Source organism: Sulfurospirillum diekertiae (assembly GCF_002162315.1).
Lineage (GTDB): Bacteria > Campylobacterota > Campylobacteria > Campylobacterales > Sulfurospirillaceae > Sulfurospirillum.
The window spans coordinates 2225006-2250830 of record NZ_CP021416.1; the positions used below are offsets into that span (position 1 = coordinate 2225006).

Genomic DNA, 25825 nt, shown 5'->3' on the forward strand with positions numbered 1-25825 from the left:
AAAATCATTTCTTTATTTTTTTTTAACCACCATGACTATCAATATTTTTATCACAGGAGGCAGAGCGGGTCAAGTTGGCTTTTTTGTTATGTTGTCTTTAGCATTTATCTTATATTTTAAAAAAAATATTTTAAAATCTGCACTTTTGATCCTCATTGTTTTACCTACCATTTTTTTCATAGCCTACTCGTCAAGCACGCTCTTTAACACAAGGATTCACGAAGGACTCAATGACATTCACATGATTGATAAAAATCCAAACACGAGTGTTGGACTACGAATGACGTTTGCAATGAATACCTTACAAATTATCAAAACAAATCCTATTTTTGGTGTTGGGACAGGTGATTTTCCTAATGAATATGAAAAAGTAAATATGAAAAGATCGCCAAGCGCCCTTCCTACAGTCAATCCTCACAATATGTACTTACTGGTCTTAGCACAAACGGGTATTGTAGGTCTTTTACTGCTACTTTCAATTTTTTATATACAGATACAATCATTTTTTAAATCAAATGATTCACTCGCACCCTTGAGACTTGCACTCCCTCTTTTATTTTTAACCATTATGCTCAGTGACAGTTACCTTTTAGGGCATCATACAGCCCTTTTATTTGTTTATTTTAGTGCCATCCTTTACAAGGACTTTTCCGGTGAAAAAGTCTAAGATCTTAATTGTTATTCAAAGATCCAATGGGGATGTTTTTTTAAGTTCTCCTCTCATCAATGCCTTATATCACCATTATGACAAGGCTGAAATTGATTTATTGATTAATGATGATACGCTAGGCATTGCCAAGACGTTGGAGCATATCCATACGATCCATCTTTATAAATATTCTTGGCGAAAACTCTCAGTCATACAAAGGCTCAAAGAAGAATTTTTGTTAATAAAATCAATTTTTAGAAAGTATGATTTAGCCATTAGTTTGACATCCAGTGACCGAAGTGTTTTATATGCTACCTTTGCGGCGAAACATTCTATTGCTGCTGTTGAAAAAGATGCCAAAAAATCATGGTGGAAAAAACTTTTATTAACACAACACTACTTTTTTGATACCTCAAAACATATTATTATGAACAACGTATCACCTCTTAATTTACTCAAAATTAACTCTTCTAAAGTGGAAATACCCGCTAATCCAAAAGCAGAAGATATAAGGAACATAGAAACTATAGTGCAAAAAGGAGGCATTAAAGATTTCATTATTTTTCACCCATCTGCTCAATATAGATATAAAATGCTCAACAATGAAACACGTAACACGCTTCTAAGACTTTTAAATAGTTTAAACATTCCCATCATTGTTACGGGAGGAAAAACACCCATAGATGAAGAAATTTCTCAAAGCCTGCCAGAGCTTGCTAATATACACAACTTCATAGGCAAAACCTCTTTGGGTGAATATATAGCACTCTCACACCTCTCTCAAGCATATATTGGGATGGATACTCTTAACATGCATATCGCAGCAGCCCAAAATAAGCGTATCTTTGCTATTTTTGGTCCAACCCTCACCTCCATGTGGTCACCATGGGATAATCTAAGTGGTACTTACATGACAGGGACTCCACCTTTTTATACCTATGGAGCTATTACGATTTTTCAAGCCAATCTGCCCTGCGTGCCTTGTGGAAAAGCAGGATGTGATGATAAGCATGGTAAAAGTGACTGTTTAGCAATCATCAATCCAAACACTATTTTTCAAGAAGTTCAAAAATGGTTAAAATAAGCGTTACGATACTCACAAAGAATTCTGAGGAGCATATCAAGAAATGTCTTGAAGCACTTCAATCATTTGATGAGATTATCATTTTAGATAATGGTTCAACCGATGACACTTTAAAAATTGCACAGCAATACCCTAATGTTAAAATTTTCAAACATGAATTCATTGGTTTTGGTCCCTTAAAAAATCTTGCCATTTCCTATGCTCAAAATGATTGGATTTTTTCCATAGACAGTGATGAAATTGCAACACCCGCCTTAATCAATGAAATACAATCCATAAAATTTGACAAAAACACCCTTTATGCGATCAAGAGATCTAATTTTTACGGCACCAAAAAAATGCAATGCTGTGGCTGGGATAATGACTTTGTGAAACGTATTTTTCATAAACAAAGCACAAAATTCAGTGATGATTTAGTGCATGAAAGCCTTTTGAACAATGGTTTAAAAATTAAAAAGCTCAATAACGAATTGGAACACTACTCTTTTAAAAGTGCTGATGAGTTAATCGATAAAATGCAGAAATATTCCACTCTTTGGGCACAAGATAAAAAAGGTAAGAAAAGCGCATCTCCTTTACAAGCTGTTGTAAGAGCCTTCTTTACGTTTATAAAATTTTATTTTTTAAAAAAAGGATTTTTAAATGGCTATGAAGGACTTGTCATTTCGATCTCAAATGCCAATGGTACCTTCTACAAATATATCAAGCTCTATGAGAATAACAAACGATGACATGTAGCCTTATCATTACAACCTACAACTGGGAAGAAGCACTGCAACAGGTTCTTTTTAGTTGCGCGACACAAACACTTTTACCCGATGAAATCATTATCGCCGATGATGGAAGTTCTGAAAAAACAAAAAAAGTTATCGAAAATTTTGCACACGAAAACCCTACTCTGCCTATTATCCATTCGTGGCAAGAAGATCTTGGGTTTCGCGCTTCCATGAGTAGAAACAGAGCTATTGCAAAAGCAAGCGGTGAGTATATTATTTTAATTGATGGGGACATCTGCTTGCATCAAAACTTTATTCAAGATCATCTCTCTTTTGCAAAAAAAGGCTTTTTTACACAAGGAACACGCGTTTTAGTTGAAAAGCACCTGACACAGAAAATATTTCAGGCAAAGAAACTCGCCTTAAATTTTTTCTCACAAGGAATTAAAAATCGCAAAAACACACTTCATTCTAAATTCTTAAGCTCTCTATTTTCAACACATAAAAACCATCTCAAAGGCATTAAAACCTGCAATTTAGCCTTTTTTAAAAAAGATTGTCTTGCAATCAATGGCTTTAATGAGGACTTTGTTGGATGGGGAAGAGAAGATAGCGAATTTGCTGTTAGACTTCTCAATTATGGTATCAAAAGACACGATATACGTTTTAATGCCATTGCTTACCATCTCTATCACCCAGAGAATACGAGAGCCAGCCTTCCACAAAATGATGCCATTTTAAAAAATACCATTGAGCAAAAACTCGTTTGGTGTAACAATGGAATCAATAAATACCTCAAAGGGTTAGACAATGACAATTAGTGCGTTTACCTTCATCAAAAATGGCGAAATACTAGGATACCCTTTTGTAGAATCTATCAAATCTATTTTACCGATTGTCGATGAGTTTGTTGTCAATGTCGGACAAAGTGAAGATGACACACTCAAAATCATCCACGCGATTGATAGCCCCAAAATCAGAATTATAGAATCCCAATGGAACAATCATATGAAAGACCGTGGCTATGTTTACGGTCAACAAAAAATGATAGCTCAATTTAATTGTACAGGCGATTGGGCTTTTTACCTTGAAGGTGATGAAGTGGTTCACGAAGATGATTTAGATAAAATTTACGCATGTATGAAAAAATACAAAGATGACGCAGATGTCGAAGCGATCGTTTTTGATTACTATCATTTTTATGGCAATGCCAATAGCTATCTTTGGAGCCCTGCTTGGTACCGAAAAGCTCCTCGTATTATCAAAAATTCCATTCGTAGCTATGCTCCCGATGGGCTTTTTTGGCTTGTTTTAGATAAAAATAAAATAGGCAGATACCCCAAAGCGGTGGAGTGTGGCGCTAAAATGTACCATTATGGGTGGGTAAGAAGCGAAGCACAGATGAATCTAAAAAGCGAAAAAGTGCAACAATACTGGAATAAAGGGCATAAAACTATCAACTATGCAGACATTGATGGTCGTATCATCCAAGAATTCACAGGCACTCATCCAAAAATTGTACAAGAGTGGTTGCCTAAAGAAAAAGGTGTTTTTCAAGCAGATAAACATCATATTTTGACAAGCAAAGAGAAAAAACACCGAATGATGCTCACGTTAGAAAACTTGTTTGGGTTAGAACTGAGTAAAAAACACTACAAACGTATCAAATGAGACTTTTTATTGAACTTCCCACATGGTTAGGCGATGCTATCATGACAACGCCTGCCATTGAAAATATCATCGAACACTACCCCAATGCAGACATTACCCTCTTTGGTTCTTTTGTCTCCACAGAGGCACTCAAGAGTCATCCAAACGTTTCTCACTGCATCGTCGATGAAAGTAAAAAAGCATTTTCAAGGTTTTATTGGCTTTACACCCTAGCACATACTTTAGGAGCTTTCGATATAGCCATTAGTTTTAGAAGCTCATTGGTGTCATCATTTTTATTAAGGTGTCTTGATGCAAAAAAGAAATTTCACTATCAAAAAAATGTCTTTGCGGGACATCAGGTTGAAAAGTACACTCAATTTATTGCAAAATCTTTACATGTAAAGACGAAGGCTCTTCCTTTAAAGCTTTATCAAACGCCTTTTCACTTTGAGCGACCAACACTGGGGATTAATCCTGGGGCAACGTATGGAAGCGCCAAGCGGTGGTATCCAGAAGAGTTTGCCAAAGTGGCGATTCATTTTGCAGATCGCTATGATATTGTCATTTTTGGTGGACCAAATGAAATGGATATTGCACAAGAAGTTGAAGAACAACTCAAAAAAAGCAAGATTACCAATGTCACCAATTTAGCTGGTAAAACAACGATTCAAGCGTTAATTCAAACTATTGCAGGACTGAGTCTCTTTGTCACCAATGACAGTGGACCGATGCATGTAGCAGCAGCGTATCAAATCCCCACGGTTGCTCTGTTTGGACCAACACGGTATAAAGAGACATCTCCTTGGCAAAATCCAAACAGCACGATTCTTTCACACGATCTTGTCTGTGCCCCGTGCATGAAACGAGAGTGCCCCATCAAAACACACGCGTGTATGCGAGGCATTAAAGCAGAAGAAGTTATTTTACGCTTAGAGCATCATCTATCGCTTGACAGATAATATGCCCAATCATAATGTGCACCTCTTGAATGCGAGGGGTATCGTCACTTGGAACAACAATATTAATATCACAAAATTCATTCATCACACCGCCATCACGTCCACTAAGACCTATCGTTTTGCATCCCATATTACGAGCAAGGCTAAGGGCACGTACGACATTTTTGCTATGCCCACTCGTAGAGATACCAATCAGCACATCCCCTTCCCTTGCCAATGCTTCGACTTGGCGATCAAAAATACGATCAAACCCAAAGTCATTGCCAACAGCAGTGAGAACCGAAGTATCGGTGGTTAATGCAATGCCTGGAAGTCCTCGTCGTTCACTCTTATAACGCCCACTAAGCTCCGCTGCAATATGCTGTGCATCAGCCGCACTACCACCATTGCCACACAGAAGTATCTTGTGACCGTTTTTAAGCGCTTCGGTTGCAATGATACATGCTGTGTAAATATGGCTTTGCAAATGCTCGATTGTTTTTGCGATCACTGCTTGATGTGAGAGCATCTCACGCTGTATCATTTCCATCATTTTTGTTGTGCCCTCTCAATAATTTTTGTGGTACTTTTACCTTCAACAAACTGAACGAGTCGTACCTCTTTAGCAATATCACTTCCCACAACTACTTTACCCTCGTAATCCGCCCCTTTGACCAAGATGTCTGGTTTGATGGCAGAGATAAGCTCCAGTGGTGTATCCTCTTCAAAAGGGACAACATAACTGACCGATTCTAAGCTCGCTAAGATATACGCTCGATCTTCCAGTGGATTAATTGGACGACTTTGCCCTTTAAGACGTTTGATCGAATCATCGGCGTTGAGTCCAACTATGAGTATATCTCCAAAACTTTTCGCAATTTCAAGGTACTTCACGTGTCCTACATGTAAAATGTCAAAACAGCCATTGGTGAAAACTATTTTTTGGTTCTTGGTTGCTTTTAAAAGAGCAACCATCTCTGTTTTGGTTTTAATTTTACTCTCCGCTGTAGCGCCTCTAAGGCTATGAGAATAGGCATCTATTTCATCCAAAGTCACGATAGCACTTCCTAGTTTTCCCACAACGACGGCTGCCGCTTTATTGGCAAACGAGGCAGCTTCCTTCATGCTAAGACCGCAAGAGAGTGCGTAACCAAGGCTGGCTAAAACGGTATCGCCCGCACCTGTGACATCATAGACTTCTCGTGCGACCGTTGGCATCTTCATAAAATTATCGCCAAAAATAGCCATTCCATCTTCGGAGAGTGTGATGATTGCGTACTCTAAACTCAAACTCTCTTTCAAAAGAGTCCCTGCTTTTTGCAAACTTTCATCATCTTTGATGACGATCTTTGTGGCAATACTCGCCTCTTTTTTATTGGGCGTTAGTAATGTTGCGCCACTGTATTTTCGGTAATCATCCCCTTTTGGGTCTACTAAAATGCATTTTTGATGTGATTTTGCAAGCGCTATGACGTTACATGTAAAACTTTGTGTTAAAACACCTTTACCATAATCAGAAAGCACAATAATATCTACTGTATCGAGATAGTTTTCACATTGCGCTAAAAGAGCCTTAACTGAAGCTTCCGTAATGTCTTCTTTGGATTCACTATCGTAACGCACAACTTGTTGGTGCGACGCAATCACACGGCTTTTTTTACTGGTTTTACGTCCCGTTTGTTTCACGATACCTTTAATATCCGCCCCTAAGGTTTCGAGCATACAGAGTAACTCTTTGCCGTTCTCATCATCTCCCACAACACTCAAAACGCTGACGTTAGCCCCTAAACTTAAAAGGTTGTTGACCACATTGCCCGCACCTCCTAAAACCGTGCTCTCATTTTGAATATCCACAACTTGAACAGGAGCTTCTGGAGAGATACGTTCGCATTTTCCCCAAAGGTAGTGATCGAGCATTAAATCACCAATGACTAAAATGGAAGGCTGATACGTTCTTAATCTATCCATGGTTCACTTCGCATTTAAAAATACGTTGAATCTCTGGCACATAGGCTTTAATGCCCTCTTCTAAACTCACACGTGGCGCATAGCCCAAATCTTTACATGTAAAAGAGATATCCGCTTCCGTGTGCATCTGATACGCACGGTAAGGGTTAGTAAAATACGCTGTGCCTAAAGCAGTTCCAAGCTCTTTTTGTAAGATGTCGGCAATATCTTGAAAACTTCGTGGATTGCCCGTTCCAACATTGTACACACCGCTTTTACCTGAAACCGCTGCTTTGATATTGGCTTGAACGACATCGTCAATGTAAATAAAATCACGTACAATTTTATCGGAGCCATAAAAAAGACGGGGTGTTTTACCACTTAAAATTTGTAGTCCTAGTTGCAAAACCATCGAAGCTGTTGTGTTTTTAAAGTATTCTCTTGGACCATAGACGTTGAAATAGCGTAGCCCTATCACGCTCATAGTAGGGTTTTGAGCACAAAATTCACGGGCTAAATGATCCATAGAAAGCTTACTAAACCCGTACACATTTTGAGGTTGCTCATGCCCTACACGCTGTGGTGAAGCGGCATCACCATATGTCGCCGCACTGGAAGCATAAACCACAACGGAATGGTTCACTTTGGCAAGTTCTAAAATAGTTTTAAACGCATTGACATTGGTTTTTACCATAATGCCCTGATCTAAAACCGTTGTATCCGAAATGGCTGCTTCATGAAAAATATAATCAAAGCGATACGAAGAGAGTTTGTTGAGCGCTTCATCATCATTGATGTCGCCACTAATGACTTCACCCTTGAATCCTATGAGATTTTTAAAGTGCCCAAAACTCTTGAGATTGCCATTGGAAAAGGTAGCTTCACTTCTAAAAAGATCAAAGACAACGACGTTGCACGTAGGATAATTTTCTTGAAAATAAAAAGCAAGATTACTACCGATAAATCCTGCTCCACCTGTAATTAAAATGTTTTTTTGGTTGAAATCTGTTTCGCTGTAATGCATGCTTAACCCTATTGTTTAATAAGATTAATTGTATCCAAAAGAAAATTAACGCAATATTTAGCTTGAGTGCTAGAAGGGATAGGATGAAGCAGAATTGTTTGTGTAATGCCAGCGCCAAATGCGGCTTCAATATCACTGGGTTTATCGCCGATCATCCATGATTGTGACACATCGATGTCAAATGCTTCAATCGCTGCTTTAAGCATACCACTTTTGGGTTTGCGACACGCGCAGTTCGCTTCTGGTGCATGCGGACAGTGGTAAACGGCGTCGATTTTAATGTTTACATGTAAAAGCTCTTGAAGCATCCACGCGGTTAATGTTTCAAAATCTTTTTCGCTGTAATAGCCTCGTCCAATGCCCGATTGATTGGTCACAATAATCAGCAAATACCCTAAAGATTGAAAATAACGTAAAGCTTCAAAAACGCCATTACAAAACTCGAAATCTTCCACCCTTGATACATATGCTTTGTCAACATTAATGACACCATCGCGATCTAAGAAAATTGCTTTTTGCACTTATTCTCCAAGCTCTTTGGTGATATCACTGAGTAAATTGGTGTATTCAAGGTAGCCAAACGTATCTTTTTGCGCTATCAAAGAAGCTTTTGCTCTCACAAAAAAGTCTCTTGCTTCTTCACGATTTCGTAAGTCATACGCTAAAAATTTACCCATGTAGTAGTTGGCATAAAGGTGTGTTGGCTCTTTGATCAAGACAATCTGCACCTCTTCAATCGCTGTATAAATTTGTGCATTTTTTTGAAGAGCAAGTGCACGTTTCAGGCGAATCATATGTTGCATATCATCCACAGCAAGGCTTTTTTGGTACATCTTTGAAGCTTCATTAAAAATGCCCATTTCAAAATAACCATCGCCCAATTTGTTCCAAATATCTTTGTCATTGGTTTTGGCCGCTTGTTGTTTTAAATTGGAAACTTTAAGTGCAAAGGGAAGAACAGTAGCAATACGGCTCTTTTGAACATTGTGTGGATCAATCGAATACGCATCCACCAAGATTTCAAATCCTTGAGCAATTTTCCCCTGTTTAAGATAGATATTGGCAAGTTGAAGCATACACTCTGTATTGTTTGGCTCTGTGCTTAAAATCGCTTCAATGGCTTCTTTTGCTCTTGCTGTATCTGATCTTTCGGTTACACAGACACTATGTGTTGCCCCAAACAGAGTCACCGCTAAACATAATAAAGCTATCGCACTTCGAAACAAATGAACCCCTACTCAGATTAAGATGGACTAGATTATATCCAAGTTTTACCGAAATGAAAATAGAACACCAAGGGCGCTTAGAAAACCTAAGCAGGGTTAAAGTCTGGTTAGTTATAATTTTTCTTACACAACTCAAAAAGGGGTATTTCGTATGAAAAAAGTTTGTACAATTTTAGCAATTGCAGCAGTATCTAGTTTGATGGCAGCCGATGGCGCAGCAATCTACCAATCAAAATGTTTTTCCTGTCATGGAGACAAAGCTTCTAAAGCAGCCTTGAATAAATCTCAAATCATTGCAGGTTGGGATGCCGCTAAAATCACAGCAGCTGTTACAGGTTATAAAGATGGCAGTTATGGTGCAGCAATGAAAGGCGTCATGAAACCTATCGCTTCTGGACTTAGCGATGAAGATCTTAAAGCAGTCGCTGCAACAATCGCTTCATATAAATAAGCCTATCATTACGTAGCTACAAGGAAAGTTCTTATAGCTACGTTGCATTAGGTACTGAAGCTTGCCTCTTTGAGGCAGAAAAGTTTCGTTAATCAGGTGGGGCGTATCCCACCTCTCTTTCTTTCTTCTCTTTTAAGACTTTTGCTTTTTTACGTTCCATATTGACAGCATCATTCAGTGCTTCTTCACTGTCAAACTGTGCACCATCCAAAAACTTTTGATGATCATCAAATTGCCCACTACGGATTCCCCACAATAATCCCCATAAACCAAATGCTCCCAGCAGTGTTGAAGCACCCAACATCATCGCAATAATCCACCCATCCATAGCTACGACCTTTTTAAAACATTTTTAATGCGCATCGAATTACCGACAACAACCAACGAACTAAGTGACATGGAAAGGGCTGCAAATAAAGGTATCACATGCCCACTCATGGCTAAGGGAATTGTAACAATATTGTACAGCAACGAAAAGAATAAGTTCTCTTTGACCACACGTAGACTTGCTTTTGCGATAACAAACGCTTCATACAAACTTTGCATACTATCATTGGTCAGAACAATATCACTGATATCTACCGCAACATCAGCTCCATTCCCCATTGCAATCGCAATTTCGCTTTGACTCAACGCTAAAGTATCGTTAATGCCATCACCTGCCATCACTACTCTTTGGCCTTTTTGACGGAGCGTTTCAATATATGCAGCTTTTTCATGAGGAAAGAGCCCTGCTTCGTACGTCTTAATGCCCACTTCTTCGGCAATTTCTTGGGTTACTTTTGCATGATCGCCACTGAGCATGACAATTTCTAACCCCAAAGCTTTAAGTGCCTCAATGCTCTCTTTAGCACCCTCTTTGAGCGCATCTTTAAGCCCAAATATCGCCATAAGTTTGCCATCAATCGCAAAGAAATAGTGACTGAGTGATTCAAATCCTTTCGGCAAAAGCACTTCGATGCCTGCCTCTTCCATCATTTTGGCATTGCCCCCAAGAAGCTCATAGCCCTCAGCAATGGCTCTGACTCCTTTTGCCTCTACCGTTTTTATCTGCTCTAAACTCTTTACATGTAAAGTGGTTTCATCTTCTTTTAAAAAGCGTGCAACCCCTTGGCTGATAGGATGATTGGATGAATTGACAAGGGCATACAACAAAGATCGATCAAAAGTGTACGCATACTCATACATGACAACTTCGGGTTTGCCTTTCGTGATGGTGCCTGTTTTATCCAAAACAAGCGTATTACATTTTGCCATGCTCTCTAAAAATCCTGCCTCTTTAAACAAAATCCCTTTTTTCGCAGCAAGCCCAATCCCCACAATCGTTGCTACAGGGGTAGCAAGACTTAAGGCACAAGGGCAGGCAATGACGATGACAGAGATCGCAATAATCAAACCCTTTTCAAAGGAACCGCTCTGGTAAAACCAAAACAGCAATGTTGAAAACGCTAAGAGCAAAATGGTTCGTGAAAAATAGCCCGAAATTTGATTGGCAAGTTTTTCTATTTTGGGCTTTTTATTCATGGCATCTTCAAGCAAACAGACCAACTTAGAGAACATCGAAGAGGAAAAAGTGTTGGTCGCTTGGTAGTGAATAACGCTGTCTAAGCAAATGGAGCCACTCAGAATTTTATCGCCTTTTTGAGCTAAAATAGGAATGGATTCACCATTTAAACGTGAAAGATCAAACGAACCTTCCCCTTCGGTAATGACACCGTCGATGGCCACTTTATCACCGGCACGCACTTCGATGATCTCGCCAATTTCAACCGACTCAACGCTGGTTAAAATCTTTTCATCGCCTTTGATCAAGGTGACTTCTGTGGGCATCGAACTTCCAAAAGCGTCGAGTGTGTCTACCGCTTTTTTCTTGGTTAAAACTTCCAAATATTTACCCGCAAAGACAAAGGTAACGATCATCGTTACTGAGTCAAAATAGACCTCAGCATTATGTGAAAACATCGCGTAGAGAGAAAAAATATAGGTGAGTGTTGCTCCCGTAGCGACGAGAAAATCCATCGTAATATAGCGATGTTTGATGCCATAATACGCCCCTTTAAAATAAACCGAACCGGTGTAAAACAGCGTTGGAGTGGCGAGAACAAACTCGGCGAAATTGAGAATATTTTTGATATTGCTCTGCATGCCTGTAAAATAGCCTGCATATTGCGCAATGGCGATCCACATTACATTCATCGTCGCAAAAATACCTACAAGCAGTTTGGAGTAATACTCTCTACGTTGTGCCGTCGCTCGCTCTTCTCCGCTTTTAGGATCATACGGATAGGCGTTATACCCAATGCTGCGAATGGTTTCAATAATCTCTGAAAGTTTGATCAATGATTCATCCCACACAATTTTGGCTTTATGATTGGTATAACTAATGGAAACTTCAACAATCCCCTCTTGCCTAGAGAGCACTTTTTCATTGAGCCATACACACGCACTACAATGAATCCCTTCGATAATAAGTGCGATTTCGCTAAATCCTTCTTTACTTTTTTTCACATATTTGGAAACAAATCCATCCAAATCAAAACGATTAACATCGTCTAAAGTAGCTTTGGGAGGTGTGAGGGTCGTTTCTCCCATTTTAGTATAAAACGTACTCAGTCCTTCATCGCTCAAAAGGTGAAAAACACCTTGACATCCTTTACAACAAAAAAATTTAGGAGGGTTAAAACTTGTATCAGGCAGTAACATTGAGGTTTCGTATTCTAAGTGACAATGATCGCAACGTTGTTTGCTCATATTAATCTTTCATCTAAAGTTACATCTTAGAAAACATTATAGCGTGACTTTTTTGTGATGAACCTGATACTCATCTAAGCATAGTAGCTTTTTTTAAATCTCCTCTCAATTTAAGACTCTAGCCAAAAAAATCACTTAATTTTTTTTTTTAAAACCTTTGTGCTAAAGTGCTACCCCTACATGTAAATGTAAGCATCTATAGGCTCAAAGGAATACGTTGGAGAGTAGTAAAAAATTCTATCTTAAAATGGTATTCTTTCTTTTGCTGACGCTATGCCTTACCTATCTTTCTCTTTGGTATCAGTTGCCAGAGATCGCTTATCTACTCTTCGTTCTATCTGCGATTTTAAACCTTATAATTGTTACAAAATTATACAAAAGTAATACAAAACTGAAAAACGAGCTCCGTAAAAAATTTTTATATCGATCTGAATACCAAATTACCAAATCGCCTGAAATTACTTAAAGACACGAAAGAACTTGATCCTGATATTGAGTCAACTCTGATTATTATCAATATTGACTCCTTTCAAAATACCAATAACTTTTATGGACATAATTTTGGTGATAAATTTCTTAAAGTGATTGGTGAATGGCTTCGCCAAAATCTTCCGCCTATTGATGCGACACTGTATAAGTTTGAAGCCGACATTTACGCCATTTTGATCCGTGTGCCTTTCAACGACTACAATCTCAAAAAATACCTCAAAAAAATCTCGATGAAAATCACCAAAGATCGCATTATTTGCGATGATGTCGAAGTCGATACCACCCTTTCCATTGGGGCACATCAAGGCAAAAAAAGTCTTTTGAAGCTCGCGTCCATTGCTTGTAAAGAAGCCAAAAATAAGCGTTTACCATATATTATCTATGATAAAAGTAGTCATAAAGAAGCAGAATACCATCACAATATGATGATGAGGCATACCCTCAAAGAGGCGCTTGCAAAAGATTATGTCGTTCCTTTTTTCCAACCTATTTTAAATCTCCATACCAATGAGATCGAGAAGTTTGAAACCTTAATGCGCATCAAAAAGGAAGATGGAACGTATTACCTTCCCGTAGAATTCTTAGAGGTTGCCAAACATTCTAAAATCTACTCTAAACTCTCCATGTCTCTCATTCAAAAAGCATTTGAAACTTTTCAAATCTCTTCAAGTAGCTTTTCTATCAACCTCTCTTACCTCGATATGACGAACATTGTTACCACAACATTTATCCTCGAAAAGCTTGAAGAGTTTAACGTTGGACCATGGGTTATTTTTGAGATCTTAGAGAGCGATGGTATTGAAAATTATGAAGCCATCGCCAAATTTATTGACCAAGTGAAATCGTATGGAGCCAAAATTGCCATTGATGATTTTGGCTCAGGTTACTCTAACTTTGAACGGCTGACCGAACTTAGAGTTGATTTCATTAAGGTTGATGGAAGTTTGATTAAAAATATTCATCAAAATGAAGAGACGAAAATCATCGTTAAAACGATTGTCAACTTTGCTAAAGAGCTTAATATCAAAACCATTGCAGAGTATGTCCACGCTGAAGAGGTTCTTGCGTGCGTTAAAGAGATCGGGATTGATTATGCGCAAGGTTTTTATATCGGGAAACCAAACCCACAACTTCCACCTACTGCTTCACATTAACACTTTTTTTTGACAAATAAACAGAGATAAATTCCTCCAAAAATCAAAAGAATACCGCCTAAATGGTACCATTCTAAACGCTCTCCTAAAAAGAGATACGCCAAGAAACTTCCAAACAGTGGCATCAGATGAGTAAATTGTCCTGTTTTTCCAGCACCAATGTGAGCAATGCCATAATGCCACAAATAGTAACAAAGAATGGATGTAAACAAAACAACATAAGCAATCACCCACGTGTAGTGTGTTAGGATCATCACTTCACGTTCCCACGTATACCCTTGTGCAAGGTAAAAAGGGAGTAACATAACTAAACCTAAGCTCACTGTCGTTATAAAAAACTCAAAACTACTCAAACTCGAAGGTCTAAATTTAACCAAAACACTGTAACTTGCCCAACACACAGATGAGGCGATCACCCAAAAATCACCTGAATTGAAACTCAACGTAACAATGCTTTGGACATCGCCTTTGAGCACTAAAAAAATGACACCCAGCGTTGAGAGAAGAATGCCAGAAACCTGTATTTTAGCAATACGTGTTTTTAAAATGACAAAGGAGAGTAAGACAATAATGATTGGAATGGAAGAGTTAATCAACAATGCGTTCGTCGCGGTTGTTTTTTGAAGCCCAATATATAAAAGTGTGTTAAATGCCGCGATACCAAGTGCTGAGAGCACTACTAAAATGCCAAAATGCTCTCTTAAGGCACGCCAAATTTTCTTTACATGTAAAAGTAAAAAAGGCAAGGTGACCACAAAAACACCTAACCATCTAAAGAAGGCTAATTCCCAAGGTTCAATGGCTCCTGCAACAAATCGTCCGAGAACAAAATTAGCAGACCAAAAGAGCACGCATAACACTAAGAGCACATAGACTTGCATTGATGTCCTTTATTTAGAAGCGTGATTATAACAAATATAACGCCGTTGCAACAGTTGCACTCTATAATTTAAACTGTAAAAGGGATTGTAAGGAGATTTCAGTATGTACTATCAGCTTAATCTACGAGAAGTGACTTATGTACTCACGGAAGCACTTGATTATGTAGGCATCAATGATATACATCATGGTAAACGCGCTGCCTACATAGCGTATGAGATAGGCAAAAATATGGGGTGGAGACAAGCCAAATTAGATAAATTGATGCTGATGGCAATGTTACATGATTGTGGGGTCTCATTAACCGATGTCCACAACTCTATTGTTTGTAATCTTGATTGGGAAGATGCTCAAATCCATTGTGATCGAGGAGCAAAACTACTTCAAAGCGTCCCTATTTACAGTGAATTTTCAGACATTATTGCGTTGCATCATACGCATTGGGACCAATTTTTACCCCAAATTGATGAGGAGATAAAACTTTATGCAAATCTTATCTACTTAAGTGATCGTATCGATGCCCTTCGTTCACAGTTTGGAGCCCATTTATCTCAAGAAAAAGAGTATATTCGCTCCATCATCCGTAAATACACTCCAGAATTATTTGCACCCAAACTATGTGATGCCTTTATAGAGCTTTCTCATACGGATTTCTTTTGGCATTATTTAGAATCAGATCCACTGCATTACTATTTTAAGGAATGGGTTGAAAAAGGAAAAATAGAAACGGTACCTTTTAGTTTACTGAAAAGCATTGCCAGTATGTTTGCCAACATTGTTGATGCCAAAGACCAGTCAAACAAACATCAATCTTTGATGGTTGCTTCTTTAGCTCGCAATATCGCTGAATTATGCCATCTGTCGATTGGAGAGCAAGATGAAATTGAGCTTGCCGCTTTATTTCAGAATCTAGGCAAACTCAGAATTCCCGATGCCATTCTTGAAAAAAGTACCTCTTTAAGTGATGACGAGCAGATTAAAATCAAACGACAAGGATTTGACACACAGATTATTTTGCGCCAAATTAAAGGATTTGATTATATTGCCAAAATTATCTCATTTTACTATAAAGAGATGATGTCACCGCCGCAAGAAAAATCATATCAAGCAAAAGAAAACACTCTCATTCCTTTAGAAGCATCTATTTTAATGATTGCAAATACGTTTCAAACACAACTGCATGGCTCGACTAAAGAGACCATAACATCTGTAGAAATAGATACTATTTTAGACACACTCATCACTAAATCCCATCAACTTGAAAGAGATACGAAAGAAGACATAGCCTCCTATCTTAAGTGCTATTTAGAAAAAGGAATCGAGCCCATTTTTTACATGTAAAACTATTTTCCCATCACACTTCTTTTAGTGGGATTATGATAAAATTAAATCCGGTTGTATTCAAGAGGAGTTGTCGATGCGGGCACTTATCTTTTGTTTTTTTTTTCTCCACAATACTCTTTGCAAATCATAATCATGAACCTATTTCATTGCAACTCGCATGGTTGCACCAATTCCAATCTGCAGGATTTTATGTTGCACACGAAAAAGGTTTTTATGAAAATCTTGATCTTAATGTAACTATTAAGGAGTATCAAAAAGGGCTCAATGTTGTCGATGCCGTTCTTGCGAAGGACAGCACGTATGGTATTGGAACCTCTTCACTCATTATTGACCGTAGCAATCATAAACCCGTTGTGGCACTTATGGCACTTTTCCAACATGACCCTTCTATTCTTATTACCACCAATCCCACGATTCAAACGCCACAAGATCTTTTCAATCGCACCATTATGATGAGCCTTGATAAATTAAATTCTGTGTCAGTGATTTCAATGCTTTTAAGCCATGGAGTAAAAATTGAAGATGTCTTTGTTCAAGAGCCCTCTTTCAATATTGAAGATCTCGTACAACATAAGATTGATGCTATGGCATGTTATCTCTCTAATGAGCCTTTTGCTCTTTCTAAACGAAATATTCCCTATACTATTTTAAATCCAAAAGACTACGGCTTTAACTTTTACGGTGATATTCTTTTCACATCTGAAGATGAAATTATTTTACATAAAGAGCGTGCAAAACGCTTTTATACAGCAACAAAACAAGGGTGGGAATGGGCATTTGAACATATTCCTGAAACAGCACAGTTGATTTATGAAAAATACAATACCCAAAATAAAAGTTTAGAAGCACTGATTTATGAAGGGGAGACGCTCAAGAAACTTGCTTTTGATGATGACAAACCTTATGGAACACTAGAACCTGAAAAAATTGAAGCTATTAGTAATGTTTATAAAATAAGCGGCATGATGCAAAACATCCACTCAATAGAAGGCTTTATTGACCCTCTTCATTTTGCCAAAGATATCGTAAAAATAGGTGTTTTAGCAAGTCGAGAAGACCAAGAAATTATGCCAAAAATATGGAGTAATAGCGAACAATACCTCAGTAATCTTTTTACTTCCCATCAATTTACGATCATACCCCTTTCATTTGAAGAGATGGAAAAAAAAGTTCATCACGGTGATTTAGACTTTATTATTACCAATCCAATGTTCTCCATTCAACTTTCACAAACCTATGGAATCAGTCAAATTGCGACAATAAGCCCTCGCTACAAAGATCACTTCTACCGTGAATATGGCAGTGTCATTTTCACCAAAGCGGATACCACTATTGAACAATACAATGACCTTCATGAAAAAAAAAATAGGTGCCGTATCGCCACGCTCGCTTGGTGGGTATCTCATAGGTATGAAAGAGATCGGTATGCCCTCGTTAGAAAAAAACATTATCTTTTTGGGCACACATACCAATGTAGTCAAAGCTGTTCTTGATAGTCGTGTTGACGCGGGCATTATTCGTACTGATGTATTAGAAAAAATGCAGGAAGACAATCTTATCTCGTTGAGCGATATTAAAGTTCTCAATACAAAGAAGCATTCTGATTTCCCTTTCCTCGTCAGCACAGAACTCTATCCAGAGTGGATACTTGCCAAAACACCTCACACTTCAGAATACCTCACCAATGAAGTGCTTAGTACCCTTTTGAAACTCTCCACAAGACCAAAAACTAATCAAGAATTCCGATTGACAACTCCCATAGATAACTCAAAAGTCCATGCGTTGATGAAAGAGTTTAATATCTATCCTTACCAAAAAGAACCCTATACCTTCATAGATGCTCTTTTAAAATACAAATACTTTTTTTTAGGGCTTTTTATTCCCTTTATAATGGCGATTTTCTTCATAATGCATATCCAACGACTTAACAAAAAATTACGTGAACATGCCATAGAGATTGAAAATTTTAATGCAACCTTAGAACATGAAGTAGAAGAGAGAACCCATCAGCTCACCTTACTCAATTCAAAACTTAAAGAACTTGCCAATACGGATGAACTGACCAGAATAGATAACCGCAGACATTTTTTCCTTCTTGCAACACAATATTTTTATTCATCTAAGCGTAACAACCTAGAACTTTATATTTTTTCCTTAGATATAGACCTATTCAAACAGGTTAATGACACCTACGGTCATGCGATAGGAGATGAAGTGCTCAAATCTTTCTGCCATACGATTAAAGAGATCATCAGGCAAAGTGATCTTTTTGGTCGTATTGGTGGAGAGGAATTTTGTATCTGCATTCAAAATACAACGCTTGAAGGGGCAACAACCCTTGCCGAAAAAATTAGAGAAAGCATTCAAAATACAACCACAATCGTCGGCACTCAAGAACTTCCAAAAATTACCGTCAGTATTGGTATCAGTAGCATACAAAAGGGGGATAACGAAATTTTTGACATCATTAAACGCTCTGATGAAGCGCTTTATCGGGCAAAACGCAATGGCAGAAACCAAGTACAAATCATCTTAAAATAGATTTTGATCGATATTTTAGGTTTCCGTTTATAATAAGAGTTGAACTTCTTGAGTTTAACTTCTTTAATTAAGAGTTTATTTATCCGAGTTGGCTATAATTTTCATATATTTTTAAAAAAGGACACACATGTCATCAACCAAACTCAAAGGCAATCCAGTCGCTCTTGCAGGTAAAGAAATTAACGTCGGAGACAAAGCTCCAATCGTTAAAGTCGTCGCAAAAGATTTAAGTGAACTTACTATCGGTGGACCAAGTGATAAAACACAAATCATTGTCATCGTACCTTCTTTAGACACGGCTGTTTGTGCACAAGAGACACGTACCTTTAACACAAAAGCTGCTGCGATCAAAGATGCAACAGTTGTTGTTGTTTCTATGGATCTTCCTTTTGCAATGGGACGCTTTTGTACCACAGAAGGCATTGAAAACCTTCAAGTAGGCAGTGACTTTAGAGAAAAAGCAACAGCAAACGCTTACGGTGTTCTAATTGCAGATGGTCCACTTAAAGGATTAAGTGCAAGAGCTATTTTTGTTGTCGATAAAAGTGGTAAAGTTGTTTATAAAGAGATTTGCCCAGAAATTACGGAAGAACCAAACTATGAAGCAGCATTATGCGCGCTTAAAGAGACAGCAGCTCCAGCACATCACTGCGGCTGTGGTGCAAAATAACGCTTAACTCATTCCTGCTCCTTCTTGTGTCTGTGAAAGCCACAAGAGGAGTTCCTCCATTTTTAAAATCATCTTTACATCAACACTCTTTTCAGGAAAATCCAAGATCGTCTCCATCAAAGCTCTATTTTGTAAAAAAGCAATGTCATAGAGTGCTGCTTTTTCAATAATTTTTTCTAAAACAGTATTATGCTCAAGTGTTGTTGCGCTCTTCTGTACAGCTTGATACTGCGATAATCCTTGTCGCATCATAGTGCAATGACTCCTGCAAAACGTCCTGTTATTTTATCTCTTCGGTACGAAAAATAATTATGATTACTGCAACTGCACTCTTTTGAAATTTCAAGATGCTCAGGTTTAATGCCAAGTTCCAAGAAGACGTCACGATTGTAGTGCTGTAAATCTAAAAAATACTTTTTATCTTGGATATGTACAAATTTTTCAAACCCTTTGATGACTTCTTCACCCACTTCATAGCAACACGCATGAATTGAAGGACCCATAAAAATACGCAGCTCGTGCATATGGGTGCCAAACGCTTCTTGCATAGCCAATGCACACTTTTGTCCTATGTTCAACTGGCTACCCGCACGTCCCGCATGTGCGACACCAATGGCTTGATGAACTGCATCGTAATATAAAATTGGAATGCAATCTGCAACCATAACACACAGGGCAATATCAGGGTGCTCAGTAATCATCGCATCACAGGTTGGCATTTCTTCATCACCATGTTCAATCAAGACCACTTTATCGTCATGGATTTGATCCATAAAAACCAGTTTGGAAACGCCCATATTTTCTTGTAAAAGTTCTCTATTTTTTTTTACATGTAAAGGATCGTCACCCACATGTAAAGCGAGATTAAGACTATCAAAGGGCGCTTGACTGACGCCTCCAAACCTCGTTGTAAAACGATACTGCATCAGTAGATCGCCATAATACGATCGACTCCGTTCCAATCAAGCGCATCTTTTTTTTGAAACATATGGTAAAGATACCGTGCAAACATATCGGTTTCAACATTAACTTTACGTCCGATTTTATAACTCCCAATCAATGTTTTTTCGAGAGTATGAGGAATAATCGTTAGCCGAAAACTCTTTTTGCTGACATCATTGACCGTCAAACTCACACCATCAATGGTAATACTTCCTTTAGGAATCACAAACGTGATCTGTTTTTCAGGAATGCTAACTTCGATATCAAGCCCATTTTCTCTTTGGTTTAAATGCTCTATCACACCCACGCAATCCACATGCCCCTGAACCATATGGCCATCAAGACGATCACCTAGGGCAAGAGCTGGCTCAATATGCACTTTCCCTTTCAGGTTTTCAACGGCAAGTAAAGACCTACTTTCCAAAGAGAGTTCCACACTAAAACCACCTTCAAAAAGCTGGATAACGGTCAAACATGCACCATTAACGGCAATGCTGTCACCAATTTTAGGCTTATAGGTCGCACAAAGCGTTAAAATGTTACTAGAATAGCTTTTGACTTCTGCAAACTCGTGAATGAGACCTGTAAACATACTTAACCTTTTTATATTTCTATGATTTTATTATAACGCTTTTAGTATTGAACTTGCCTAAGGAAAAAGATTCATATCCACTCAAAACCATGGACGTTTTATCGCCAATGAGATTTCAGATATAACTGAGTTAAATTTTGCTCTTCCCCCTTTTTTCCCCTTCTTTTCCTGATAGTATGTATTTCAATAACCAACTTGTATGTAATAAGAAGCTATTTAACCTTAAAAATGCGGTGGTTTTAGTATAATGATCTAAAATGACATATGGAGATTTGACGATGGGCAACTGGACAATTTCGCAGAAAATCTACGTTCCTCTCTTTGGAGGGCTAGTGATTGGCTTTATTCTTATTCTTTTTTCCTCATATTTGAGTATTAAAGATATTGAAAGCAATGTCTATACGAAAGAAAAAAACAACTTGGACGTTTACATCGCCAACCAATTAGATACCAAAAAAGAAGTCTGCCTTACGAATGCCATTGTACTTGGAAGTAATGACAATGTGCTCAATGCCCTTGAAACAGGGGATCGTAAATCTGCCCTTAAAGGGCTCAATGATATTGTCAAATCTTTTACAAGCAATGCTGGCAGTAAAAATCCTCAAATTCATATTCATACCAAAGATATTAAAAGCTTTTTGAGACAATGGAGCCCCAACAAATTTGGTGATGACCTCTCTTCCTTTAGACCCAGTATCAAAAAAGTCAAAGAGACTAAGACACCTATGTATGCTATTGAAATGGGTGTTGCGGGTATGTCAGCGCGAGGACTTGCTCCTGTGTTAAATGAAGGAGGCGAGTATATCGGTTCAGTGGAATTTATACTTGGATTTGATGATATCGTTCAAATGGCAAAACACGACCTTGATGCCAGTATTATTTTCTTGACTGATAAAAAACATCTTGATCTAAGCGCCAATGCCAAAAATGCTCTTTTAGCAAAAGACACTGCCTTATCACAACCAAAAGAGATTACCGATATGGCTCTTTTTAACGAAATTAAAGATTTAAATTTAGAAGCACAAGGGCACTCTTTTTCAACACCTAACTTTTTCATTGTTCGACAAGAGATCAAAAGTTTTGAAGGTAACCGAATTGGTGAAGTTCTCATCGCTAAAAAAATAGATGCCGTTAAATCAGCCGTACACGAAGCGCAATACGTTTTAGTGAAACTTATTATCACCATGTCTGTGATTACTATGCTAATCATGGCAATGCTTGTGATCACCCTAAAAAAAGCTGTTATTGACCCTGTGAAAGAGCTCAAAGAGCGAGCAGACAATCTTGCCAGCGGCGATGGTGACTTAACTAAAAAAATGGATGTCCTCAGTGGCGATGAGATAGGGCTTGCATCCAAAGCATTCAATCTTTTCATTGACAAAGTACGAAATACCGTTAGCATGGCAAAATCAGCCAGCACTGAAAATGCTTCTGTCGCCAATGAACTCAGTTCAACGGCTCTTGAAGTAGGCAAACGCGCAGAGGAAACATCTTCCATTGTCAATGAGACTAACACGATGTCTATCAACATTAAAGAAGAACTTTCACTCTCACTTCAGAAAGCTCAAAAGTCTAAAGAAGAGATTGCTGAAGCACATTCTAAACTTGTAAATGCAAAAAATCAAATCGTTAAGATGGCAAACCAAGTGCAGTCCAATGCAGCAACTGAAATTGAACTTTCACGTCAAATTTTGCAGTTGAGTAATGATGCCGATCAAGTCAAAGGGGTTCTGACTGTTATCTCTGACATTGCCGATCAAACCAATCTTTTAGCACTCAATGCTGCCATTGAAGCGGCAAGGGCAGGAGAGCATGGACGTGGATTTGCTGTCGTTGCGGATGAAGTTAGAAACTTGGCTGAGCGCACTCAAAAAAGCCTTACTGAGATTAATGCCACCATCAATGTCATCGTCCAATCCATTAATGATGCAAGCGACCATATGGGAAGCAATTCAAAAAATATGGAAACACTCGCTGTCATCGCTGCTGAGGCAGAAAAGAATATTCATGAAACAGCGGTTATTATGGATAATGCAACACTTTCAAGTGAAAATACGGTGAATGATTACATTGAAACCGGTAAAAAAGTCGATGCCATTGTCACTAAAATTGAAGTGATCAATACGATTACGATCAGTAATACCCGTAGCATGGAAGAAGTCAGTAGTGCAACGGATCACCTTAGTGATCTCACCGAAAAACTCAACCAAGTATTGGGTAACTTTAGAACCTAAAATAAAGGAGTGTTTTTACACTCCCTTTTGTCCAAAAAAGCGATAAAAAGCAAGCGTAGTTGCTCTAGCCTCCACTAAACTCACCTCTTTAAATCTCACACGTCCACCTGTCTTAAGCTGCGCCAGTTTAAAACAATCCACAGCAATCACAGAGCCAATTTTAGGATAACCCCCAATCGTTTGACGCTCTTTTAAAAGCACAATAGGTTCACCATGACTTGGAATTTGCACTGCCCCATAGCAAATAGGTTCTGAAAGAATGCCTGTAGCACTAGGCACCACTTTTTCACCACTCAAACGATACCCCATGCGATCGCCCTCGCCTTTAAAGGTATAGACACTGTTAAAAAATGTCTTTTGAGATAAAGTATCAAACATTGCTTCTTGATAACCTTTGACTAAACGAAGGGTTATTTCATCAGAGTAATGCGGTATAAACTGCTTCTCCAATTTTCGGCGATCCATCGGGCAACGAGCTCCCGAAGTCGGAAGTTGATCGCCTGTTTTAAGCTTTCTTCCTTCAATACCTCCGAGCCCCTCTTTAATACTGGTTGAAAAACTACCATAAAGGTGAGGCGTTTGAAAACCACCTGCTACGGCAAGGTACGCAAACTGCCCTTCACTGGCAAATCCAAAGGAGAGAGTATCTCCTTTTTTCAACTGATGCACTTGCCATAAACCAATGGTATGTCCATTTAATTTGGGATGCATGGTCGCACCGCAAATGGCAATACACATCTCGCTTTGCGCTTTAAGTGCTGTTCCACCCAATGCTATTTCGATGGATGGCGTATTAAAATCATTACCCACCAAAAAGTTTGCATAACCAAATGCCATTTCATCCATAGCACCGCTTTGCGTCAGACCAATATCACTAAAACCTCTACGTCCCGCATCTTGAATACAGCTTTGAACACCACCATTTTCAACTAAAAAGCCCTTCATAGCTCGCCTCCTAGTTTCAAAAATTCCTCTTTGGAAATAGACTTAAAGCGTACCTGATCGCCTACATGTAATAGTGAAAGTCCGTCGTATGAGGCATCAAACATGGCTGTAGGGGTTCGTCCTAATACTTTCCAACCTCCAGGACTTTGGGTTGGATAGACGGCTGTTTGCCGATCGGCAATGGAAACGCTCCCCTTGGGAACTGCTTTTCGAGGGCTGGCTAAACGCGAGGTGGCTAAACGCTCATCAATCTCGCCTAAATAGGCAAATCCAGGGGCAAAACCAATGGCATAAACACTGTACAACCCTTTTACATGTAAAGCGATAATCTCTTCAACTGTAAGATTTTTTTCCTTGGCCAAAAGTTCTAAATCAAGCCCTACTTCAACCCCATAATACGTTGGAATTGTGATAATTTTAGGCTCGTTCATCGTAATTTCTTCGGCATGGTGAATAATCTTTTCAATCTTTTCACATACCCCATCAAAATCAAATTGCATTACATCGTAACTGACCATCAAGGATGCGTAAGAAGGGATAATCTCAAAAAAACCTTCGCACTTTTCTGCTTTTAAAGCCAAATAACTTTTTTGCACCTCTTGCGAAATAGCAGGGTCTATGGTACTTCCAAAATAGACAATAACAGAGGATTCTGAGGCAATTTTATAAATCCTACTCACATGCTTTTCCTAAGAGTTTCTACCATAGCAACGGCTTCTTCATTGTCACCATGCACACACAAAGTGTCGGCTCTTAAAGCAATCTTTTTACCCGAGATGGTTTCAAGAATACCCTCTTTTTGAAGTAGTTTTAAACGCTCAATGACTGCTTTGACATCATGAAGTACCGCACCTTTTTGCGTGCGTGGAACGAGAAGTCCACTCTCATCATACGCCCTATCGGCAAATACTTCATAAATCAGCTCCAATCCAAGCTCTTTGGCAATGGCTTCTTGTTTGGACGTATCGACCATGGAGAGAATCATCAATTTTAATTTTGGATTCACGCGTGCTACGGCCGTTGCTACTGCTCTAAAAATACGCTCATCTTTCATCATATCGTTGTAAAGTCCACCATGCGGTTTGACATACGAAAGTGTCGCACCATTGGCTATTACAAAGCCTTGAAGTGCGCCAATCTGATAAATCACCATTGACTCAACCTCTTCAAGAGAGCAGACCATACTGCGTCTACCAAAACCCACCAAATCAGGATATGCAGGATGAGCACCAATGCTAACACCATGTTTGAGGGCCAATTTAATTGATCTATCCATAATCACAGGATCACCCGCATGAAAACCACACGCAAAATTCGCCATGTCCACATACGGCATAATGGCTTCATCCAACCCCATTTTCCAAGAACCAAAGCTCTCACCTGCATCACAATTTAATTTGATCATTCTGTTCTCCTACATGAGAAAAATAATTTTTGAAATATGGTATCACAGTTCGATTAAAATAAGGAGGTCAATAAATAATCAAATGATAAAAAACATCTTTACATGTAAAGCTTATTTCACCCTAGAAGTCACTGATTTAGTTTTATTTTCTCAATTTAATATACAGTCAATTCGTAGTATAATGATATAAA

At 38.5% G+C, this 25825-nt stretch carries 27 protein-coding genes; 13 read left to right on the forward strand and 14 right to left on the reverse strand.

The window, feature by feature from the left end:
* Positions 1–31 precede the first annotated feature (31 nt).
* Genes Sdiek1_RS15015 through waaF form a run of 6 tightly spaced genes read left to right on the forward strand, consistent with a single transcriptional unit; the run spans position 32 to position 5061 of the window.
* Positions 32–667 carry an O-antigen ligase family protein gene (locus Sdiek1_RS15015; protein ID WP_202819556.1) on the forward strand — a complete coding sequence of 212 codons (636 nt, stop codon included), beginning with the start codon at positions 32–34 and terminating at the stop codon, positions 665–667.
* Positions 654–1733 (forward strand): glycosyltransferase family 9 protein, encoded by a 1080-nt coding sequence (locus Sdiek1_RS11345; RefSeq protein ID WP_087439215.1) that lies wholly within the window; start codon positions 654–656, stop codon positions 1731–1733. The genes Sdiek1_RS15015 and Sdiek1_RS11345 overlap by 14 nt, the downstream gene beginning before the upstream one ends.
* A complete protein-coding gene (locus Sdiek1_RS15270) occupies positions 1721–2464 on the forward strand; it encodes a glycosyltransferase family 2 protein (RefSeq protein ID WP_192866746.1) in 744 nt (247 codons plus the stop codon). The genes Sdiek1_RS11345 and Sdiek1_RS15270 overlap by 13 nt, the downstream gene beginning before the upstream one ends.
* Positions 2461–3270: a glycosyltransferase family 2 protein gene (locus Sdiek1_RS15275; protein ID WP_192866747.1), complete on the forward strand. Its 810-nt coding sequence runs from the start codon at positions 2461–2463 to the stop codon at positions 3268–3270. The genes Sdiek1_RS15270 and Sdiek1_RS15275 overlap by 4 nt, the downstream gene beginning before the upstream one ends.
* Positions 3260–4120 (forward strand): glycosyltransferase, encoded by an 861-nt coding sequence (locus Sdiek1_RS11355; RefSeq protein ID WP_087439216.1) that lies wholly within the window; start codon positions 3260–3262, stop codon positions 4118–4120. Before Sdiek1_RS15275 ends, Sdiek1_RS11355 begins: the two co-directional genes overlap by 11 nt.
* Positions 4117–5061, forward strand: a complete 945-nt coding sequence (gene waaF / locus Sdiek1_RS11360; protein ID WP_087439217.1) for a lipopolysaccharide heptosyltransferase II — start codon at positions 4117–4119, stop codon at positions 5059–5061. Before Sdiek1_RS11355 ends, waaF begins: the two co-directional genes overlap by 4 nt.
* Here the strand turns inward: waaF and gmhA are convergent.
* The 5 genes from gmhA to Sdiek1_RS11385 are packed head-to-tail and all read right to left on the reverse strand — an operon-like array spanning position 5021 to position 9237.
* Positions 5021–5593 (reverse strand): D-sedoheptulose 7-phosphate isomerase, encoded by a 573-nt coding sequence (gmhA, locus tag Sdiek1_RS11365; RefSeq protein ID WP_087439218.1) that lies wholly within the window; start codon positions 5591–5593, stop codon positions 5021–5023. The genes waaF and gmhA overlap by 41 nt on opposite strands.
* Positions 5590–7008, reverse strand: a complete 1419-nt coding sequence (gene rfaE1, locus Sdiek1_RS11370) for a D-glycero-beta-D-manno-heptose-7-phosphate kinase (protein WP_087439219.1) — start codon at positions 7006–7008, stop codon at positions 5590–5592. Before rfaE1 ends, gmhA begins: the two co-directional genes overlap by 4 nt.
* The gene (gene rfaD, locus Sdiek1_RS11375) at positions 7001–8011 is read right to left on the reverse strand and encodes an ADP-glyceromanno-heptose 6-epimerase (protein WP_087439220.1); all 1011 of its coding nucleotides are present in this window, start codon (positions 8009–8011) and stop codon (positions 7001–7003) included. The genes rfaE1 and rfaD overlap by 8 nt, the downstream gene beginning before the upstream one ends.
* Positions 8012–8019: 8 nt before the next feature.
* A complete protein-coding gene (gmhB, locus tag Sdiek1_RS11380) occupies positions 8020–8532 on the reverse strand; it encodes a D-glycero-beta-D-manno-heptose 1,7-bisphosphate 7-phosphatase (RefSeq protein WP_087439221.1) in 513 nt (170 codons plus the stop codon).
* The gene (locus Sdiek1_RS11385) at positions 8533–9237 is read right to left on the reverse strand and encodes a tetratricopeptide repeat protein (protein WP_087439222.1); all 705 of its coding nucleotides are present in this window, start codon (positions 9235–9237) and stop codon (positions 8533–8535) included.
* A 151-nt stretch (positions 9238–9388) separates the two neighbouring features.
* Between Sdiek1_RS11385 and Sdiek1_RS11390 the strand changes: the two genes are divergently transcribed.
* Positions 9389–9688 (forward strand): c-type cytochrome, encoded by a 300-nt coding sequence (locus tag Sdiek1_RS11390; protein WP_087439223.1) that lies wholly within the window; start codon positions 9389–9391, stop codon positions 9686–9688.
* Between the two features lie 88 nt (positions 9689–9776).
* On the opposite strand, the gene ccoS is transcribed toward Sdiek1_RS11390, so the two are convergent.
* Positions 9777–10016, reverse strand: a complete 240-nt coding sequence (gene ccoS / locus Sdiek1_RS11395) for a cbb3-type cytochrome oxidase assembly protein CcoS (RefSeq protein WP_087439224.1) — start codon at positions 10014–10016, stop codon at positions 9777–9779.
* 2 nt (positions 10017–10018) lie between these two features.
* Positions 10019–12439, reverse strand: a complete 2421-nt coding sequence (locus Sdiek1_RS11400; protein ID WP_087439225.1) for a heavy metal translocating P-type ATPase — start codon at positions 12437–12439, stop codon at positions 10019–10021.
* Between the two features lie 452 nt (positions 12440–12891).
* Between Sdiek1_RS11400 and Sdiek1_RS11405 the strand changes: the two genes are divergently transcribed.
* Positions 12892–14082, forward strand: a complete 1191-nt coding sequence (locus Sdiek1_RS11405; RefSeq protein WP_238099312.1) for an EAL domain-containing protein — start codon at positions 12892–12894, stop codon at positions 14080–14082.
* On the opposite strand, the gene Sdiek1_RS11410 is transcribed toward Sdiek1_RS11405, so the two are convergent.
* On the reverse strand, positions 14079–14963 hold the full coding sequence (locus Sdiek1_RS11410; protein ID WP_087439226.1) for a DMT family transporter: 885 nt from the start codon (positions 14961–14963) through the stop codon (positions 14079–14081). The two genes, Sdiek1_RS11405 and Sdiek1_RS11410, sit on opposite strands and share 4 nt — an antisense overlap.
* A 103-nt stretch (positions 14964–15066) precedes the next feature.
* Between Sdiek1_RS11410 and Sdiek1_RS11415 the strand changes: the two genes are divergently transcribed.
* The 4 genes from Sdiek1_RS11415 (at position 15067) to tpx (ending at position 19516) form a co-directional block, all read left to right on the forward strand.
* Entirely contained in the window at positions 15067–16302 is a 1236-nt protein-coding gene (locus Sdiek1_RS11415) for an HD-GYP domain-containing protein (RefSeq protein WP_087439227.1), read from the forward strand.
* Between the two features lie 149 nt (positions 16303–16451).
* A complete protein-coding gene (locus Sdiek1_RS11420; protein WP_256363555.1) occupies positions 16452–17798 on the forward strand; it encodes an ABC transporter substrate-binding protein in 1347 nt (448 codons plus the stop codon).
* Entirely contained in the window at positions 17716–18846 is a 1131-nt protein-coding gene (locus Sdiek1_RS15455) for a diguanylate cyclase (RefSeq protein WP_256363586.1), read from the forward strand. The genes Sdiek1_RS11420 and Sdiek1_RS15455 overlap by 83 nt, the downstream gene beginning before the upstream one ends.
* Positions 18847–18973: 127 nt before the next feature.
* The gene (gene tpx / locus Sdiek1_RS11425; protein ID WP_087439228.1) at positions 18974–19516 is read left to right on the forward strand and encodes a thiol peroxidase; all 543 of its coding nucleotides are present in this window, start codon (positions 18974–18976) and stop codon (positions 19514–19516) included.
* 3 nt (positions 19517–19519) lie between these two features.
* Here tpx and Sdiek1_RS11430 read toward each other — a convergent pair whose 3' ends face one another.
* From Sdiek1_RS11430 to Sdiek1_RS11440, 3 genes are read right to left on the reverse strand one after another with little or no spacing between them, the layout of a single operon-like run.
* Positions 19520–19768 (reverse strand): hypothetical protein, encoded by a 249-nt coding sequence (locus tag Sdiek1_RS11430; RefSeq protein ID WP_087439229.1) that lies wholly within the window; start codon positions 19766–19768, stop codon positions 19520–19522.
* Positions 19765–20478: a peptidoglycan editing factor PgeF gene (pgeF, locus tag Sdiek1_RS11435; protein WP_238098957.1), complete on the reverse strand. Its 714-nt coding sequence runs from the start codon at positions 20476–20478 to the stop codon at positions 19765–19767. Before pgeF ends, Sdiek1_RS11430 begins: the two co-directional genes overlap by 4 nt.
* The gene (locus tag Sdiek1_RS11440) at positions 20442–21050 is read right to left on the reverse strand and encodes a riboflavin synthase (RefSeq protein WP_087439231.1); all 609 of its coding nucleotides are present in this window, start codon (positions 21048–21050) and stop codon (positions 20442–20444) included. The genes pgeF and Sdiek1_RS11440 overlap by 37 nt, the downstream gene beginning before the upstream one ends.
* 257 nt (positions 21051–21307) lie before the next feature.
* Between Sdiek1_RS11440 and Sdiek1_RS11445 the strand changes: the two genes are divergently transcribed.
* Positions 21308–23284, forward strand: a complete 1977-nt coding sequence (locus tag Sdiek1_RS11445) for a methyl-accepting chemotaxis protein (RefSeq protein WP_238098959.1) — start codon at positions 21308–21310, stop codon at positions 23282–23284.
* A 15-nt stretch (positions 23285–23299) separates the two neighbouring features.
* Here Sdiek1_RS11445 and Sdiek1_RS11450 read toward each other — a convergent pair whose 3' ends face one another.
* From Sdiek1_RS11450 to Sdiek1_RS11460, 3 genes are read right to left on the reverse strand one after another with little or no spacing between them, the layout of a single operon-like run.
* Positions 23300–24229, reverse strand: a complete 930-nt coding sequence (locus tag Sdiek1_RS11450; RefSeq protein WP_087439233.1) for a 5-oxoprolinase subunit C family protein — start codon at positions 24227–24229, stop codon at positions 23300–23302.
* Complete coding sequence (gene pxpB / locus Sdiek1_RS11455) at positions 24226–24909, reverse strand: 5-oxoprolinase subunit PxpB (protein WP_087439234.1); 684 nt, start codon at positions 24907–24909, stop codon at positions 24226–24228. The genes Sdiek1_RS11450 and pxpB overlap by 4 nt, the downstream gene beginning before the upstream one ends.
* On the reverse strand, positions 24906–25634 hold the full coding sequence (locus tag Sdiek1_RS11460; RefSeq protein WP_087439235.1) for a 5-oxoprolinase subunit PxpA: 729 nt from the start codon (positions 25632–25634) through the stop codon (positions 24906–24908). The genes pxpB and Sdiek1_RS11460 overlap by 4 nt, the downstream gene beginning before the upstream one ends.
* Between the last annotated feature and the right edge of the window lie 191 nt (positions 25635–25825).

Excerpts from the sequence above, each read along its gene's own strand:
- Sdiek1_RS11430 (WP_087439229.1), bottom strand. The coding sequence starts at position 19,768 with ATGATGCGACAAGGATTATCGCAGTATCAAGCTGTACAGAAGAGCGCA.
- Sdiek1_RS15455 (WP_256363586.1), top strand. The coding sequence starts at position 17,716 with ATGAAAGAGATCGGTATGCCCTCGTTAGAAAAAAACATTATCTTTTTG.
- Sdiek1_RS11415 (WP_087439227.1), top strand. The coding sequence starts at position 15,067 with ATGTACTATCAGCTTAATCTACGAGAAGTGACTTATGTACTCACGGAA.
- Sdiek1_RS15270 (WP_192866746.1), top strand. The coding sequence starts at position 1,721 with ATGGTTAAAATAAGCGTTACGATACTCACAAAGAATTCTGAGGAGCAT.
- rfaE1 (WP_087439219.1), bottom strand. The coding sequence starts at position 7,008 with ATGGATAGATTAAGAACGTATCAGCCTTCCATTTTAGTCATTGGTGAT.
- rfaD (WP_087439220.1), bottom strand. The coding sequence starts at position 8,011 with ATGCATTACAGCGAAACAGATTTCAACCAAAAAAACATTTTAATTACA.
- gmhA (WP_087439218.1), bottom strand. The coding sequence starts at position 5,593 with ATGATGGAAATGATACAGCGTGAGATGCTCTCACATCAAGCAGTGATC.
- Sdiek1_RS11390 (WP_087439223.1), top strand. The coding sequence starts at position 9,389 with ATGAAAAAAGTTTGTACAATTTTAGCAATTGCAGCAGTATCTAGTTTG.
- Sdiek1_RS11400 (WP_087439225.1), bottom strand. The coding sequence starts at position 12,439 with ATGAGCAAACAACGTTGCGATCATTGTCACTTAGAATACGAAACCTCA.
- Sdiek1_RS15275 (WP_192866747.1), top strand. The coding sequence starts at position 2,461 with ATGACATGTAGCCTTATCATTACAACCTACAACTGGGAAGAAGCACTG.
- Sdiek1_RS11440 (WP_087439231.1), bottom strand. The coding sequence starts at position 21,050 with ATGTTTACAGGTCTCATTCACGAGTTTGCAGAAGTCAAAAGCTATTCT.
- tpx (WP_087439228.1), top strand. The coding sequence starts at position 18,974 with ATGTCATCAACCAAACTCAAAGGCAATCCAGTCGCTCTTGCAGGTAAA.
- Sdiek1_RS11460 (WP_087439235.1), bottom strand. The coding sequence starts at position 25,634 with ATGATCAAATTAAATTGTGATGCAGGTGAGAGCTTTGGTTCTTGGAAA.
- ccoS (WP_087439224.1), bottom strand. The coding sequence starts at position 10,016 with ATGGATGGGTGGATTATTGCGATGATGTTGGGTGCTTCAACACTGCTG.
- Sdiek1_RS11410 (WP_087439226.1), bottom strand. The coding sequence starts at position 14,963 with ATGCAAGTCTATGTGCTCTTAGTGTTATGCGTGCTCTTTTGGTCTGCT.
- Sdiek1_RS11450 (WP_087439233.1), bottom strand. The coding sequence starts at position 24,229 with ATGAAGGGCTTTTTAGTTGAAAATGGTGGTGTTCAAAGCTGTATTCAA.
- Sdiek1_RS11445 (WP_238098959.1), top strand. The coding sequence starts at position 21,308 with ATGACATATGGAGATTTGACGATGGGCAACTGGACAATTTCGCAGAAA.
- Sdiek1_RS11355 (WP_087439216.1), top strand. The coding sequence starts at position 3,260 with ATGACAATTAGTGCGTTTACCTTCATCAAAAATGGCGAAATACTAGGA.
- waaF (WP_087439217.1), top strand. The coding sequence starts at position 4,117 with ATGAGACTTTTTATTGAACTTCCCACATGGTTAGGCGATGCTATCATG.
- Sdiek1_RS15015 (WP_202819556.1), top strand. The coding sequence starts at position 32 with ATGACTATCAATATTTTTATCACAGGAGGCAGAGCGGGTCAAGTTGGC.